The following is a 15,094-nucleotide window of genomic DNA, read 5'->3' as shown; positions in this document are numbered from 1 at the left end:
TGCGAGCCCACAACTGAAGATTTGACAGCCTTATCTGGATTTTCTATCGTCGCCCCGTAGCCCTCCGAGGCACTCAGCGTTTTACCCCCCTTGAGGGACTTACAAAAAACCCGGCCATGGCCGGGTTTTTTGCATCTTCACACCTGCTTGCCGTCACCCTCTTCGGGCATTGGCGCAGCTTCAGGCGGCGGCGTCTCGGCCTCCTCCGGCTCAGCAGCCTTGGCCAGCCGCGCGGCGTCCTCCTCGGCAGCCGCCTTGGCCTTGGCCGCTTCTTCCTCGGCAACCGCATGGGGGTTGACCTTGCGCAGCCGGGTCAACTCGGGCAACCCGAGCTTGAGCAGCCGCGCAGTCTTGCCACCTGCGACCTTCTCCAGCCCTTCACTGGGCTTGAGCCGGGCCATCTGCCCGGACAGGTTCATGGCCAGGATCTCCCGGGAATATACCCCGCCACCGAGCTGGTACACCGCAGCGATCAGCTCGCGCAGGTTCAGCGGCAGGCGCCAGCGGGTACGCAGCGCCGAACCGAACGGCGCGCCGAACTCGTTGAGCGACAGCTGCACCTGGTCCTCGTCCAGCTCGCCCCCTGCCAGGCGCCACTCCTGCAGGGTTCGCAGCACCGCCAAATCGCCCAGGCAATGCAGCAGCCCGGCGCAATAACAGCGCCCTTCATCCACTTCCAGCAGGCGCGCCAGGGTGCGGCCGTACTCGGCGGTGTGCAGCGACAGGTTCCAGTAGTGCGCGGCATGCTGCGACAGCAGCGGGTCGCTCAGGCGCGCACTGCGCTTGAGGGTCAGGCCGAGGATGAGGTTCATGCTCTGGGTGCTGCCCAGCTTGTTCAGTGCCTGCAACAAGGTCTGCGCGGGGGCGTCGCGGTGCAAGGCTGCACTGTTGGCGGCGGCGATCAGCACGGCGGTGATCTGCGGGTCATCGCGCACTTCCTCTTCGAGTACCTTGAGGTTCAGCCCCTGGGGGTCTAGCGCACGCTTGATGGCTTTTTGCACATCGGCGAACAGCGGGCCGCCATCGGCCGTGGCCCGGCGCTGCTCCAGGTAATCCGCCAGCCTGGCCCCGGGCGATAACGCCGGCACCGGGCAGGCGACCGCCTCGCCCTCGCCCACCAGCAGCACCTCCAGGCGCTTGCGCAGCTTGTCCAGGTTCACCGGTTTGCTGAGGTACTCGGTCGGGTGAAAGCGCAGGGTCTCCTTCACACTCGCCGGGTCGCTGCGCTCGCTCAGCAGGATGAACGGCAAACTCGGCTTGTCGGTGCCGGAGCGCACCTTGCGCAACAGGTCCAGGCCATCACCACTGGGCAATTCGCGGGCCGCGATGATCAGGTCCGGTTTGCTCGAAAGCGCGCTCAGTGCCTGGGAGCCGTCGGCGCAAACCTGCAGGCGGGCATCGCAGCGCACGCTCAGCAGCATCTCGCGCAGCATGTCGCGCACCCAGGGGTCACCTTCGACAATCAGCACGCTAGGGGGGACGGGGTCGACAGCGCTCATGAGCGGCTCTCCAGTAATGACGCGCGATCCATCGCAGCTTCCTCGGAATCCTCTTACAACCTTAGCGCCATAAGGCTACAAACGGCACAAAAAAACCCGCCGAGGCGGGTTTTTTCTGCAGCGGGTCACATCACGCGAGTTCAGCGAAGCACTCTTCGATGATGGCCAGGCCTTTGTCCAGCAGGGTGTCTTCGGCGGTCAGCGGCACCAGGATGCGCAGAACGTTGCCGTAGGTACCGCAGGACAGCAGGATCAGGCCCTTGTCGCGCGCCTTGGCCACAACCTGTGCAACGGCAGCGGCGTTCGGGGTGTGGGTGCCTTTTTCGAAGACTTCCACGGCGATCATCGAGCCCAGACCACGGACATCACCGATGATCGGGTGCTTCTTCTGGATTTCACGCAGGCCGGCGGTCAGGCGCTCGCCAACAGCCTTGCTGCGGTCCAGCAGTTTCTCTTCTTCGAACACGTCGATAACCGCCAGGGCCGCGGCGCACGCGATTGGCGAACCTGCGTAGGTACCGCCCAGGCCGCCCGGGGCGATGGCGTCCATGTACTCGGCCTTGCCGCACACACCGGCCAGCGGGAAGCCGCCAGCGATGGACTTGGCGAAGGTGGTCAGGTCAGGCGCAACACCCATCTGCTCCATGGCGAAGAAGGTGCCGGTACGGCCAGCGCCGGTCTGCACTTCGTCGGCGATCAGCAGGATGCCGTGCTTGTCGCACAGCTCGCGCAGGCGCTTCATCAGCTCTTTAGGGGCTGGCAGGAAGCCGCCTTCGCCTTGTACCGGCTCGAGGATGATTGCAGCGATGTCGCGCGGCTCGGCGTCGTTCTTGAAGATGCGCTCGACCGAAGCAATGGCATCGTCAACGCTGACACCGTGCAGCTCGCTCGGGAACAGCGCGCGGAACACGCCGCCTGGCATCAGGCCCATGCCAGCGGAGTACGGCACGACCTTGCCGGTCAGGCCCAGGGTCATCATGGTACGGCCGTGGTAGCCGCCGGTGAAGGCGATCACGCCGGCGCGGCCGGTGGCGGCACGGGCGATTTTCACGGCGTTTTCAACGGCTTCGGAGCCGGAGGTGACCAGCAGGGTCTTCTTGTCGAATTCGCCAGGGACCAGCTTGTTGATCTTCTCGCACAGCTCGACGTAAGGCTCGTAGGCCAGCACCTGGAAGCAGGTGTGGCTGACCTTGGTCAGTTGCTCTTGCACAGCGGCAACCACTTTCGGGTGCAGGTGGCCGGTGTTCAGTACTGCGATGCCGCCAGCGAAGTCGATCAGTTCGCGGCCTTCAACGTCGATCACCGTGGCGTTCTTCGCGCTTTCGACGAAGATCGGGTGAATTTGGCCAACGCCACGCGGGACGGCGGCGACACGGCGTTGCATCAAGGATTCGTTGGTCTTGCTCATAATGCCCTCATTGCGCCGACTCTGACGGCGCTTTTATTCGGGGGTGGCTGGAAGGTGCACGGTCAGTATTCGTTGATCGACTGTCGTGAACGCCCTGGCCACCAGGTACTGCAGTGTCAAAAAGACCAGCGAGGCGTCGCTCTCGCGCCCCGCTGGCAGAGGTAAAAACCGCTAGTGCCGGATCAGATGCTCAGGCACAGGTATTTGATTTCGAGGTAGTCCTCGATGCCGTACTTGGAACCTTCGCGGCCCAGGCCCGAGGCCTTGATGCCACCGAACGGTGCCACTTCGTTGGAGATCAGGCCGGTGTTGATACCCACCATGCCGTATTCCAGGGCTTCGGCAACGCGGAACACGCGGCTCATGTCGCGGGCGTAGAAGTACGAGGCCAGGCCGAACTCGGTGTCGTTGGACATGGCGATGACTTCAGCCTCGTCCTTGAAGCGGAACAGCGGCGCCAGTGGGCCGAAGGTCTCTTCTTTGGCGACAGCGGCGGTTTTCGGCACGTCGACCAGAATGGTCGGCTCGAAGAAGTTGCCTTCGATCAGCTTGCCGCCGGACAGCACCTTGGCGCCTTTGGAGACTGCGTCCTGGATGTGCTCCTGGACCTTGGCCACGGCCTTGCCGTCGATCAGCGGGCCGGTGGTGGTGCCTTCTTCCAGGCCGTTACCGATCTTCAGCTTGGCAACCGCAGCGGCCAGCTTCTCGGCGAACGCGTCGTAGACGCCGTCCTGCACGTAGATACGGTTGGCGCAAACGCAGGTCTGGCCGTTGTTGCGGTACTTGGAGATGATCGCGCCCTCGACCGCCTTGTCCAGGTCGGCGTCGTCGAACACGATGAACGGGGCGTTGCCACCCAGCTCCAGCGATACCTTCTTGATGTCCTTGGCGCACTCTTCCATCAGCTGGCGGCCGATTTCGGTGGAGCCGGTGAAGGACAGCTTGCGTACCAGCGAGTTGCCGGTCAGTTCCGAACCCACTTCGCCGGCGCTGCCGGTGATGACGCTGAGCACGCCAGCCGGGATGCCGGCACGGGTAGCCAGCTCGACCAGGGCCAGGGCGGAGTACGGGGTCTGCGAGGCAGGCTTGAGTACCATGGTGCAACCGGCGGCCAGGGCCGGGCCGGCTTTACGGGTGATCATCGCGGCCGGGAAGTTCCACGGGGTGATGGCAGCGGTAACACCGATCGGCTGCTTGATGACGATCAGGCGCTTGTCTGGCTGGTGGCCCGGGATGACATCGCCGTAAACGCGCTTGGCTTCTTCGGCGAACCACTCGATGAACGAGGCGGCATAGGCGATTTCGCCCTTGGCTTCGGCCAGCGGCTTGCCCTGCTCGGTGGTCATCAGGCGGGCCAGGTCGTCCTGGTGCTCGATCATCAGCTCGAACCAGCGGCGCAGCTTGCCGGCACGCTCTTTGGCGGTCAGTGCACGCCAGGCCGGCAGGGCCTTGTCGGCGGCCTCGATGGCGCGGCGGGTTTCGGCGGCGCCCATCTTCGGCACGGTACCGATCACGTCACCTGTGGCCGGGTTGGTCACCTTGATGGTCTGACCGCTGTCCGCATCCAGCCACTCACCATTGATGAAGGCTTGCTGGCGGAACAACTGAGCGTCTTTGAGCTGCATGTCGGCTTCCCTTTACTGCGAATTATTGATTGTTGAAAAGGCGCCCCCAATAGGGGGCGGCCGTCAGGAATTCGTGCACCAGGGTGTTCGACGCCTGGGTGCTGAGCGTTTGAAATCTCAAACAGAATGCTAAGCGGCAGCTGGGGTGTTGGACAATAGCCTGTTCGAAAAAAAGAACGAATGGTTGAACACCCCGTCTGAAAACCACCGTATGGCCATTCGCGGGCAAGCCCGCTCCCACAGGTTCAGCGCTGGTTTGAAGCACAGCACTGAACCTGTGGGAGCGGGCTTGCCCGCGAAAGGGCCCTCGAAGGTTAGACGAACATGCAAGGGGAATGATGAAGGGAGGACCGACGGCCCTCCCGGCATGACGCCTTCTGCAAGCCGGCGCCGATGCCCAGTGTTTTGAGGGGTGGGTTGCCTGCTCTGGCCCTATCGCCGGCAAGCCGGTTCCTGTAGGAGCCGGCTTGCCGGCGATAGGGCCATCACAGTCACCCCAGCTCGCGCAGGTACTCCCAGGGATAGATCCCCCGCTCATGCCCATCGCTGAACACTAGTTGCACCCCATACCCCTGGGCCTCGATACGCTCCACCCGCACATCCTCGCGCACCAGGCTGATCGCGCCCTGCAAACGTGCGGCGCGGCACTGTGAACAGGGGCAGGCACCGCGCAAACGGGCGTGGCTGATGACCTGCCACGCCTCGCCCCACTGCACCTGCAGTTCCCCGACCTCGCGGCGGTTGCGCAGCGCGCTGGGCGTTTGCATCACACCGCCCCCTGCAACTGCGCCAGGGCAATGCGCACGGCCTTGCGCACCTCGGGGTCGCTGTCAGCTTCGGCCGCCTGCAACGCTGGCAAGGCGCGGGCTTGACCTAACTCACCCAGGGCCAGCGCGGCTTCCTTGCGCAGGTTGGCGATGCCATGCCCGAGCAGCTCGGCCAGCCCTTCCAGCGCGGCGGCATGGCGCAGCCGGCCCAGCGCCCGCGCGGCGCGCAGGCGTACCTGCCAATAGCTGTCGGCCAGCGCTGCGATCAAGGCCTGACCGGCCTCGCCATGGCCCACCTTGCCCAGCGTGGTAGCGGCTTCCTCGCGCACCTGCCAGGCCGGGTCAGCCAGGGCGCCGATCAACGCCGGCAGCACGCTTGCATCACGGGCCAGGCCCAAGGCGCCGATCGCGGCGCGGCGCACCTCGGTGTCCGCCTCGCGGGCGGCCAGCTCGGCCAGGGCGGGCAAAGCCGGCTCATGCTTGAGCCAGCCAAGAATGCCCACCGCCTCGCGGCGTACCCCGGCATCCGGGTCAGCCAAGGCCCGCAAGGCAGGCCCGGCAGCGTCTTCCAGGCGCAGCTCACGCAGTGCCCGCAGGGCGCTGGCGCGCACGAAGGCGTCGGCATGCACGGCCCAGGGCAGAATCAACTGCCCGGCTTCCTGGGTCTTGAGTTCGCTCAGGCTCTGCGCAGCCGCCAGGCGCACCGCCTCGGCCGGGTCGGCCAACGCGGCGCACAGGCCCTGCACCACCTCGGGTTCTTCCCAGGCTTCAAGCAGGCGCGCGGCCTCGGCGCGTACTTCGGCACTACCATCGACCAGCAGTGCATCGGTCAGCCACGGCAGGCCATCCGGGTACTCCAGGTCGGCCAGCGCGATCAGGGCGATGCGCCGCACGCCGGCGTCGCCGTCGCCCAGCCGTGGCAGCAGCTCAAGAATGTCGGGGTTGTCGGTGCTTCGTTCGGTCATAGCGCAATCCGCAGCGGAGGATGGTCGGCGTCGGGCAGGCCCAACGGTGTCAGGCGCGGCAGTTCGCGGCCTTCTTCATGGCGCAGCAGCGCCAGGCAATGGCGTTTCAGGTGGGTGAATTCTGGGCTGGTCAGCAGGCTGGCCCGGCGCGGGCGGGCAAAGTCCAGGCGCAGGTCTTCGATGAAGCGCCCGGGGCGCGGGCTCATCACCAGGATGCGGTCGCCCAGGAACAGTGCTTCGTCGATGTCATGGGTGACGAACACCACGGTGGTGCGGATGCGCGCCCAGATATCCAGCAGCAGCTCCTGCATGCGCGAGCGGGTCTGGGCGTCCAGCGCGCCAAAGGGCTCGTCCATCAGCAGCAAGCGCGGGTGGTTGATCAACACCCGGGCGATCTCGGCGCGTTGCTGCATGCCGCCGGAGAGCTGGCTGGGCCAGCGCTCGGCAAAATCGCCCAGGCCCACCAGTTGCAGCATCTCGGCGGCCTTGCGCTGGCGCTCGGCCTTGCCCAGCCCCTGCATCTTCAAACCGAAGGCGACGTTGTCGAGCACGCTGCGCCAAGGCAGCAAGGTGTGGTGCTGGAACACCATGCCGCGCTCGGGGGACGGGCCGGGTATCGGCAGGCCATCCACCCGCAGTTGCCCGCTGGCAGGCGTGAGGTGCCCGGCCAGTGCGCCGAGCAGGGTCGACTTGCCGCAGCCGGACGGCCCGAGAATGCACACGAACTCGCCCGGGGCGATGGCGAAATCCAGCGCCTGCACCGCTTCGAAGGCCTCGCGGCCCTGGCCCAGGCGAATCGACAAGCCCTGCGCCTCGATGCGCCCGGGCAGCTGTTGATAGCTGTTCATCAGCCGCGCCTCCCTGCCCGGTACCAGGGCGTAGCCAGGGCGCCCAGGCGCTTGACCAGGGCACTGCTGCCCATGCCCAGCACGCCGATCAGCAGCATGCCGACGATGATGTCGGGGTAGTTCTGCAAGGTGTAGGACTCCCAGGTGTAGTAACCGATGCCGAACTGCCCGGAAATCATCTCGGCGGTAACCAGGCAGAACCACGAGGTGCCCATGCCGATGGCAAGCCCGGTGACGATGCTGGGCAAGGCGCCGGGCAGCACCACTTCACGCAGGATCGCCCCGCGCCCGGCACCCAGGCTGCGCGCCGAGGCCACCAGGCGCGGGTCGACCGCCTCCACGCCGTGCACCGTGTTGAGCAGGATCGGAAACAAGGCCCCGGTGAAAGTGATGAACACCATCGACAGTTCCGAGGACGGGAACATCAAAATCGCCAGCGGAATCCACGCCACCGCCGGGATCGGCCGCAGCACTTCCAGCGGCGGCATCAGGGTGTCCTCCAGCCAGCGCCAGCGGCCGATCAGCAGGCCCAGCGACACCCCCAGCAGTGCCGCTGCAGCGTAACCGGCGAACACCCGCGCCAGGCTGCTGCCCAGGTGGGCCAGCAATGCGTTGGACGCCAGCAATTGCCAGGCGGCGTCGAGCACGGCGCCCGGGGTGGGCACGTAGGTGAAGGTGAACAGCAGCAGGTTGAGCTTGTGACTGGCGGCCAGCTGCCAGAACAGCAGGCAGGCCAGCAGCGAAGCCAGGCGCAGCGGCCAGCGTTTGAGGTCGTGGGTCACGGTGGCGGGCTCCGGTCAGCGCTGGGCGAGCAGCTTCTGGTTGGCGTGGACGAAGTCCAACGCCTCGCCGCCGTTGGCCTTGGCGTACTGCTCGGCCTGGCCCTTGAGCAGGAACGCCGCCAGCTCACCTTTGCCGTTACGCACGAACCAGGCCTGGTTGGCCAGCAGTTTGATGCCGCTGTCGGCGGCCTGGGCGTAGATGGCGCGGATATCCTTGCCCTCCTGCTCCAGTTGGGCCAGGGCGATCAGCGCGGCCTCCGGGGAGGCGTAGTGGCGCACCCTGTCCTCGCCGCGGACCCAGATCTGCGCCAGGCGGCTAAAGTCGGTGATCGGCTTGCCGGTGGTGGCGTCATTGGCCTTGAGCGGCAGCGGGTCGTAGTTCTTCAATGCCTTGTCGTAGTCCTGCCCGGCTTGCTTGAAGGCGGCGCGGATGTACTGGTCGTCAATGAACTGGGCGGTGTCCAGACCGCGATCGGTCTTCTTCAGCAGCTTGAGGGTGTCGATGGAGGTGGCCACGGCCTGGCGGTATTCAGGCTTCCAGGTGAGGTCGCGGGTCTGCAGGCCGAGGGGGCCGTGGAACAGGTAGTTCACCTCGGCTTCGATGCCGGTGACCTTCTCGATCAGCTCGCTGTACTTCTCGGGTTCGGCGGCGATCAGGCGGTCGGCTTCGAGGCTTGCCCGCAGGTAGGCGGTGACCACCTCGGGGTATTTTTTCGCGTAATCGGCATCCACCAGCGCGCCATGGAAGGTCGGCGCGTTGGCCTGGGCGCCGTCGTAGATCTTGCGGGCGAAGCCGCGGTTGGGGAACAGCTCGGCGAACGGCACAAAGTCGGCGTGGGCCTCGATGCGGTTGCTGCGCAGGGCGGAACCTGCGATTTCCGGTGCCTGGGCAATGATGCGCACATCTTTTTGCGGGTCCCAGCCTTGCGCCGCCACGGCGCGCAGCAGCATGCCGTGGGCGGTGGAGGCAAACGGCACGGAAATGGTCTTGCCCTTGAGCTCGGCCAGCGACTGCACGCTGGAGGCGGCCGGCACCACGATGCCGTTGCCGCTGCCGTGCACGCTGCCGGACAGCACGCTGATGAACAGGCTGCGCTTGCCGGCATCCAGGTGGGCGACACCGTTGAACGAGCCGGGGAAGTCGGCCATGGCGCCGAAGTCGAGCTTGCCGGCGACCATCTCGTTGGTCAGCGGCGCGCCGCTGGTGAAGTTTTTCCATTCCACCTGGTACTGGGCGCCCTTGTACTTGCCGTCATGGGGCAGGTACTTGTCGAGCAGGCCCAGCTCGCGGATCAACAGGCCGCCGGTGGCGCAGTTGATGGTGGTGTCCTGGGTGCCGATGGCGATGCGGATGGTTTCGGCGCTGGCGTTCAGGCCAGTGATTGCCAGCGCAAGGCCGGCCACGGTTGCTACAAGGCGCATGGGTGTTCCCCTCGAATCGTTTATAGGTATCAGAGTCGTCTCCGCCGCCCGGCATGGGTGGTGGGAAACGAGGGGCAGTGCGGGAGGGCGTCCGGTGGTTCGGCCGGATGGCGGGTGTTTCAGCGCAGCAGGTACGGGATGTCGACCTTGACCGCGCCGGTGGGGCAGTCCTTTTCGCAGGGCATGCAGTACCAGCACTCGTCAAAGGCCATGTAGGCCTTCTGCGTAGCCGGGTTGATGGCCAGCAGGTCCATGGGGCACACCTCGACGCAGACGGTGCAGCCTTTTTCGGCGATGCACTTGTCTTCGTCGATGGTCACCGGGGCGCTGCTGCGAAAGAAGATTTCCTGGGGTTGGTAGGCCATTTCACGGGGTCCTTGGGGCCTTTGGCCCTCGTTTTATGTCTGATATGACGCGTCCACTGTAGGAGCGGCCTTGTGTCGCGAAAGGGCTGCGCAGCAGCCCCCACTCCAGGTAATTCTCCAAGATCGCCGGGGCCGCTACGCGGCCCTTTCGCGACACAAGGCCGCTCCTACAAAAGCTCTGCACCAGCGCCCCTAAGCAGCGTCGGCTTTGACGCGCAGCCGGTCATAGGCGGTCTGCTCTTCGGCGTCCAGGGCGATCAGGTACGGCTCGACGGCTTTCTTGAAGCTGGTCATCTCACCGTCCTCGCCCTTTTTCAGGTGGCAATGCACGAACCACTCGCCATCGTTGCGCTCGGGGAAATCGACCCGGTGGTGGTACAGCCCCCAGCGGCTCTCCTCGCGGAACAACGACGCGCGTGCGGCCATTTCGGCGCAGTCGCGAATCACCGCAACTTCCATCGCCCGCATCAACTCATGGGGGTTGCTGGCTTTCATCTGCTCAAGGTCGCGCTCGATCTCGGCAAAGCGCGCCAGGCCGATTTCCATCTTCTTGGTCACCTTGGGCGGCTGCAGGTAGTCGTTGACCATGCGCCGCAGCTTGTACTCCACCTGCGCAGCCGGCAGGCCGTGCTCGCGGCGCAGCGGCGCGAACACCCGGGCCTGCTCGCGCTCGACCTGCTGCGCATCGACCTCGGCGAACTCACGCCCGGCCACGTACTGCGCCGCGTTGGCACCGGCGAACCAGCCATAGGTGAAGGCCCCGAGCATGTAGTTGTGCGGCACCGCGGCCATGTCGCCAGCGGCGTACAGGCCCTTGACGCTGGTCTCGGCCTTTTCGTTGACCCACACCCCTGAGGCCGAATGCCCGGAGCAGAAGCCGATTTCGGAGATGTGCATCTCGACCATGTGCTGGCGGTAGTCGGTGCCGCGCCCAGCGTGGAACTGGCCGCGGCTCGGGCGTTCGTTGCTGTGCAGGATTTCCTCGATGTTCTGGATGGTCTCCTCGGCCAGGTGGTCGAGCTTGAGGAACACCGGGCCGTTGCCGCCCTCGAGTTCCTGGTGGAACTCCCACATCATCTGCCCGCTCCAGTAGTCGCACTCGATGAAGCGCTCGCCCTTGCTGTTGGCGGTGTAGCCGCCCAAGGGGCCTGTGACGTAGGCGCAGGCCGGGCCGTTGTAGTCCTTGATCAGCGGGTTGATCTGGAAGCACTCAAGGTTGGCCAGCTCCGCCCCGGCGTGGTAGGCCATGGCGTAGCCGTCGCCGGCGTTGGTCGGGTTCTCGTAGGTGCCCATCAGGTAGCCCGACGACGGCAGGCCCAGGCGCCCGGCAGCGCCGCAGGCGAGGATCACCGCCTTGGCGCGGATCACCCGGAACTCGCCGCTGCGGCAGTCAAAGCCCAGTACGCCGGCCGCGGCGCCTTCGCCATCGAGCAGCACGCGGGTGCAGACCATGCGGTTGCTGATCTCGACCCGGGCGCGCTTGAGCTGGCGGTACAGGACCTTCTTGATGTCGTGGCCCTCAGGCATCGGCAGCACGTAGGCGCCCATGTGGTGGACCTTCTTCACTGCGTAGTCGCCGGTTTCGTCCTTCTCGAACTTCACCCCCCAGCGGTCGAGCTGCTCGATGGTCTCGAAGCTTTTAGTGGCATAGGCGTACACCGCGGCCTGGTTGACGATGCCGTCGTTGGCCACGGTGATTTCCTTGGTGTACTGCTCGGGCGTGGCGTGGCCGGGAATGATCGCGTTGTTCAGCCCATCCATGCCCATGCTGATGGCACCGCTGCGCTTGACGTTGGCCTTGTCCAGCAGCAGCACGCGCAGGCTCTTGTTGTGCTCCTTGGCCTTGATCGCGGCCATGGGGCCGGCGGTGCCGCCGCCGATCACCACGATGTCGTAGTCCTGGGTCTCGATGCTCATGCCTTGGCCCCTTTCTGGCGGTCGATGCGCAGGCGGTACTGGAAGGCATCGCCGCGGTAGTAGAGGTGTTCGAAGTCCAGCGGGGTGCCGTCGGCGGTGTGGGTGAGGCGCTCGATACGCATGATCGGCGAGCCTTCCTCTACCTCCAGCGCCTGGGTCAGGTCGCTGTCGGCGAGCACCGCGTCGATGGCAAGGTCGGCGTGGCCCAGGGCGATGCCGCAGTCGTTTTCCAGCAGCAGGAAGATGTCGCGGGTGACCAGGTCGGCCTTTTCCAGCTTTTCACCAACGGCGTGGGGCAGCCAGGTGATCTCCAGCGACACCGGCTCGCGGTTGATCAGCCGCACCCGTCGGATTTCGGTGACCAGGCTGCCCTCCTCCACCTGCAGGCGCGCCGCCACCAGGGCGTTGGCCGGTACATGACGCAGGCTGCGCAGGCGGTTGATCACCTCGTAGCCCATCTGCGTCATCGATTCGGCCAGGCCCTGCAAGGTGCTGACGTTCTGGAACGCCTTGGGCTTGGCAACGAAGGTGCCTTTGCCGTGGATCTTGAAGATCAGCCCTTCCTTTTGCAGGTCGCCCAGCGCCTGGCGCACGGTGATGCGGCTGACGTCGAAGGCCTTGCCCAGCTCGTTTTCCGAGGGCATGCGGCTGTGCGGGGCGTAGGTGCCGTCAAGGATGCGCTCGCGCAGCAGGTCCTTGAGCTGGGTGTAGAGCGGTACCGGGGACAGGGGGAGCAGTTCGGCCATGGTCATCTTCACTGTTGGCTGACTTGTTATAACAAGTTGTGATCTGAAGATAACGGGCATAAGCATGGCCCGTGAAATACCGATATTGCATATGGTTAGACGCCCCCTGTAGGAGCCGGCTTGCCGGCGATAGCGGTCGACCGCCCAGGCACAGCTTTGAAGGCCAATCGCCGGCAAGCCGGCTCCTACAAGACCGGGAAAAACGCCCGTGGATCAAGCCGATAGACGCCACCGGCACAGATGGGTATCATGCGGCCCGTTGCACTCGTAGCTCAGCTGGATAGAGTACTGCCCTCCGAAGGCAGGGGTCGTGGGTTCGAATCCCGCCGAGTGCGCCATCTTCAAAAGCCCTGGGACTTGTCCCGGGGCTTTTTCGTTTGTGCCTTGCACTGATCCTCGTTTTTTTGGCGCCACTGTTTCGCCACCCGTGAAATGTTTGGTAACCTCTGCGCCCGCTGCCGCATTGGGCAGCACTTTTTATCGAACAGGGAAGCGTTCGGCGAACGCCCAAAAGGACTTGCGATGGCGATGGTCTATTGCCGCGGCTGCGCCAGGCAGTTGCACGAAACCGCCCACACCTGCCCGCAATGCGGTGCACCGCAATTTGCCACCCCCGCCACCGCGGCCGGCGCTGGCTCCTCGTGGAAAGCGATCACTTCCCTGATTCTCGGCATTCTCTGCGTGCTGACGCTGTTCGATGACTCCGAATGGGACAACGACACTCTGACCGGCCTTGGCCTGTTCGCCGGTGTCGCCCTGCTGCTCGGCATCCTCAGCATCCACCAGAAAAATTCCGGCAATGGCATGGCCATCGCCGGCGTGGTCATGGCAGTGATTTCGCTGCTGTGCCTTATCGGCCTATCAGCCAGCTAATCCAAACGTGAGGGAAAACAAATGAGCATGGTGTTCTGCCGCGGCTGCGCCAAACAGATCCACGAATCGGCCGTGAGCTGCCCGGGCTGCGGTGCCACCCAGAATGGCGGCGCAAGCGGGGTGTCGACCGGCGCAGCGAGCGCTTCGACCATCACCTTCGGCAATGTGTTCTTCGAAGTCATGAAGAAGTACGCCACCTTCCAGGGCCGTGCACGCCGCAAGGAATACTGGCTGTTCGCGGTGGTGATCAACCTGATCTCGCTGCTGGTCGGCTTCGTCGACGGTTTCCTGGGCCTGACCCCCATCTTCAGCCTGCTGTTCAGCCTGGCGGTCATGATTCCGGCCATCGCCCTTGCCGTGCGTCGCCTGCATGACACCGACCACAGCGGCTGGTGGATCCTGGTGCCGATCGTCAACATCGTGTTCATGTTCTTCGACAGCACCCCGGGCAACAACCGTTTCGGCCCGAACCCCAAGGGCCAGTAAACAGCCCAGCAAAAGGCGGCCTGCGGGCTAATGCCTGTCAGTCAGCGTTACAAATGGGCTGCTTTGCAGCCCCAATTTCGCTAACTGGCTGGCATTAGCCTGCGGGCCGCCCTTTTCATGCCTGGCAAAAAGGCCCGGCCATGACGTTTTTCAATCGCCTCGATGCCGTTTCCTGCATTGCCGTGCAGAGCGCGGTGCCGGATGCTTTATTTACTCCGGTACATCGCGCTTTCCACCCCTCGAGGCCTGTATGAAGAACGTCGAACAAATTCTCAAAGCCAAGTCGCAGCACCACACCGTGTACACCATCGGCCCCGACGATTCGGTGCTCGATGCCTTGAAGCTGCTGGCGGAGAAGAACGTCGGCGCGCTGCCGGTGGTGGAGAACAATCAGGTAGTGGGAATCGTCAGCGAGCGGGACTATGCGCGCAAGCTGGTGCTCCAGGGCCGCTCTTCGGCGGCCACCCCCGTGCGCGCCATCATGAGCGCACCGGTGGTCACCGTGGAACCCAAGCAGAACCTCGAGTACTGCATGAACCTGATGACCAACCGCCACCTGCGCCACCTGCCGGTGGTAAACAACGGCGAGCTGCTGGGGCTGCTGTCGATCGGCGACCTGGTAAAAGAAACCATCGCCGAACAGGCCAGCCTGATCGCCCAGCTGGAGCAATACATTCGCGGTGAATGAAGCAGGCTAGTGATAGCCGCGCTCCAGTTCGTCCAGCTGGTGGTCAAAGCTGCGCAACCGCGCCGACCAGGTGTACACCAGCACTTCCAGGTCGCGGTTGAGCACGGCGGTGTTGCCGCCATCGCGCGCCGGGGCATCGCACAGGTCGAGCTGGTAGCGCTCGCGAGCCATGGCCGTGGCCACGCTGGACAGGTCGCGGGCATTGGCCAGCCAGTGGTGGTGATGGTCGTGGGTTTCACGGTCGAGTTCGCGGCATTGGCGTTTCAGCGCATCCAGGCTCTGCTCAAGCGGCGTGCCCTTGAGCTCGCCCATGACCTCTTCGAAGGTGCGCCCGGAGTGCCAGTAGCTGCCCCAGAAATAGCGGTCGAACACGGTCTCGACCCGGCGCAGCGCCACCTTGGTGTTCCAGATGGTCAAAAGCGTTCGGCCCTGGGCCACTTCGCGGCGGTTCAGGTGCAGGTACTCCCAGGCGATCCACGCCAGCCCGCACAACGCCACCGCGGCAGTGACCGCGGCAGCGGCGTACAGAAACTGCACAGCCTGGTTCATCTGCTGGGTGTGCCGGATACCGTAGAAGTAACCGGTGGTCAGGGTGCCCAGGATCGTCACGGTGCACCAGAAACCTGGTGCGTAGGGATCTTTCATCGCGCCATCCCCTTATTGTTTTCCTGAGCATAGCAACGGCCTGATCACCCATCAGGTG

15 protein-coding genes and 1 tRNA gene are annotated in these 15,094 nt (G+C 64.8%); 4 read left to right on the top strand and 12 right to left on the bottom strand.

Features of this window, described 5'->3' with window-relative positions; translation table 11 throughout:
* Positions 1–137: 137 nt before the first annotated feature.
* From ACI2KK_RS03415 to ACI2KK_RS03365, 11 genes are all read right to left on the bottom strand, one after another.
* Positions 138–1,499, bottom strand: a complete 1,362-nt coding sequence (locus tag ACI2KK_RS03415) for an HDOD domain-containing protein (RefSeq protein ID WP_404667870.1) — start codon at positions 1,497–1,499, stop codon at positions 138–140.
* A 130-nt stretch (positions 1,500–1,629) separates the two neighbouring features.
* Positions 1,630–2,907: a 4-aminobutyrate--2-oxoglutarate transaminase gene (gene gabT, locus ACI2KK_RS03410; RefSeq protein ID WP_404667869.1), complete on the bottom strand. Its 1,278-nt coding sequence runs from the start codon at positions 2,905–2,907 to the stop codon at positions 1,630–1,632.
* A 182-nt stretch (positions 2,908–3,089) separates the two neighbouring features.
* Entirely contained in the window at positions 3,090–4,532 is a 1,443-nt protein-coding gene (gene gabD / locus ACI2KK_RS03405; RefSeq protein WP_404667868.1) for an NADP-dependent succinate-semialdehyde dehydrogenase, read from the bottom strand.
* A gap of 491 nt (positions 4,533–5,023) precedes the next feature.
* Complete coding sequence (locus tag ACI2KK_RS03400) at positions 5,024–5,299, bottom strand: DUF971 domain-containing protein (RefSeq protein ID WP_404667867.1); 276 nt, start codon at positions 5,297–5,299, stop codon at positions 5,024–5,026.
* On the bottom strand, positions 5,299–6,264 hold the full coding sequence (locus tag ACI2KK_RS03395) for a HEAT repeat domain-containing protein (protein WP_404667866.1): 966 nt from the start codon (positions 6,262–6,264) through the stop codon (positions 5,299–5,301). Before ACI2KK_RS03395 ends, ACI2KK_RS03400 begins: the two co-directional genes overlap by 1 nt.
* On the bottom strand, positions 6,261–7,112 hold the full coding sequence (locus tag ACI2KK_RS03390) for an ABC transporter ATP-binding protein (protein ID WP_404667865.1): 852 nt from the start codon (positions 7,110–7,112) through the stop codon (positions 6,261–6,263). The genes ACI2KK_RS03395 and ACI2KK_RS03390 overlap by 4 nt, the downstream gene beginning before the upstream one ends.
* Positions 7,112–7,894: an ABC transporter permease gene (locus ACI2KK_RS03385; RefSeq protein ID WP_217887091.1), complete on the bottom strand. Its 783-nt coding sequence runs from the start codon at positions 7,892–7,894 to the stop codon at positions 7,112–7,114. The genes ACI2KK_RS03390 and ACI2KK_RS03385 overlap by 1 nt, the downstream gene beginning before the upstream one ends.
* Before the next feature lie 15 nt (positions 7,895–7,909).
* The gene (locus tag ACI2KK_RS03380; RefSeq protein WP_404667864.1) at positions 7,910–9,316 is read right to left on the bottom strand and encodes an ABC transporter substrate-binding protein; all 1,407 of its coding nucleotides are present in this window, start codon (positions 9,314–9,316) and stop codon (positions 7,910–7,912) included.
* A gap of 119 nt (positions 9,317–9,435) precedes the next feature.
* A complete protein-coding gene (locus ACI2KK_RS03375) occupies positions 9,436–9,681 on the bottom strand; it encodes a ferredoxin family protein (RefSeq protein WP_008096634.1) in 246 nt (81 codons plus the stop codon).
* 192 nt (positions 9,682–9,873) lie between these two features.
* Positions 9,874–11,598, bottom strand: coding sequence for a fumarate reductase/succinate dehydrogenase flavoprotein subunit (locus tag ACI2KK_RS03370; RefSeq protein WP_404667863.1), 1,725 nt, complete (start codon positions 11,596–11,598; stop codon positions 9,874–9,876).
* Positions 11,595–12,344, bottom strand: a complete 750-nt coding sequence (locus ACI2KK_RS03365; RefSeq protein WP_217840882.1) for a GntR family transcriptional regulator — start codon at positions 12,342–12,344, stop codon at positions 11,595–11,597. The genes ACI2KK_RS03370 and ACI2KK_RS03365 overlap by 4 nt, the downstream gene beginning before the upstream one ends.
* Positions 12,345–12,605: 261 nt before the next feature.
* Here ACI2KK_RS03365 and ACI2KK_RS03360 point away from each other — a divergent pair.
* From ACI2KK_RS03360 to ACI2KK_RS03345, 4 genes are all read left to right on the top strand, one after another.
* Positions 12,606–12,682: transfer RNA gene (locus ACI2KK_RS03360), tRNA-Arg, on the top strand.
* A 184-nt stretch (positions 12,683–12,866) separates the two neighbouring features.
* Complete coding sequence (locus ACI2KK_RS03355; RefSeq protein WP_404667862.1) at positions 12,867–13,217, top strand: DUF4190 domain-containing protein; 351 nt, start codon at positions 12,867–12,869, stop codon at positions 13,215–13,217.
* A gap of 21 nt (positions 13,218–13,238) precedes the next feature.
* Positions 13,239–13,703, top strand: a complete 465-nt coding sequence (locus tag ACI2KK_RS03350; RefSeq protein WP_404667861.1) for a DUF805 domain-containing protein — start codon at positions 13,239–13,241, stop codon at positions 13,701–13,703.
* 250 nt (positions 13,704–13,953) lie between these two features.
* A complete protein-coding gene (locus ACI2KK_RS03345; protein WP_217840884.1) occupies positions 13,954–14,391 on the top strand; it encodes a CBS domain-containing protein in 438 nt (145 codons plus the stop codon).
* A gap of 6 nt (positions 14,392–14,397) precedes the next feature.
* On the opposite strand, the gene ACI2KK_RS03340 is transcribed toward ACI2KK_RS03345, so the two are convergent.
* The gene (locus tag ACI2KK_RS03340; RefSeq protein WP_217840885.1) at positions 14,398–15,036 is read right to left on the bottom strand and encodes an NADH:ubiquinone oxidoreductase subunit N; all 639 of its coding nucleotides are present in this window, start codon (positions 15,034–15,036) and stop codon (positions 14,398–14,400) included.
* Positions 15,037–15,094: the final 58 nt, after the last annotated feature.

Source organism: Pseudomonas sp. NPDC089406 (assembly GCF_044900265.1).
GTDB classification, from domain to species: Bacteria; Pseudomonadota; Gammaproteobacteria; order Pseudomonadales; family Pseudomonadaceae; genus Aquipseudomonas; species Aquipseudomonas fakonensis.
This window is presented reverse-complemented; position numbering and strand designations above follow the sequence as displayed.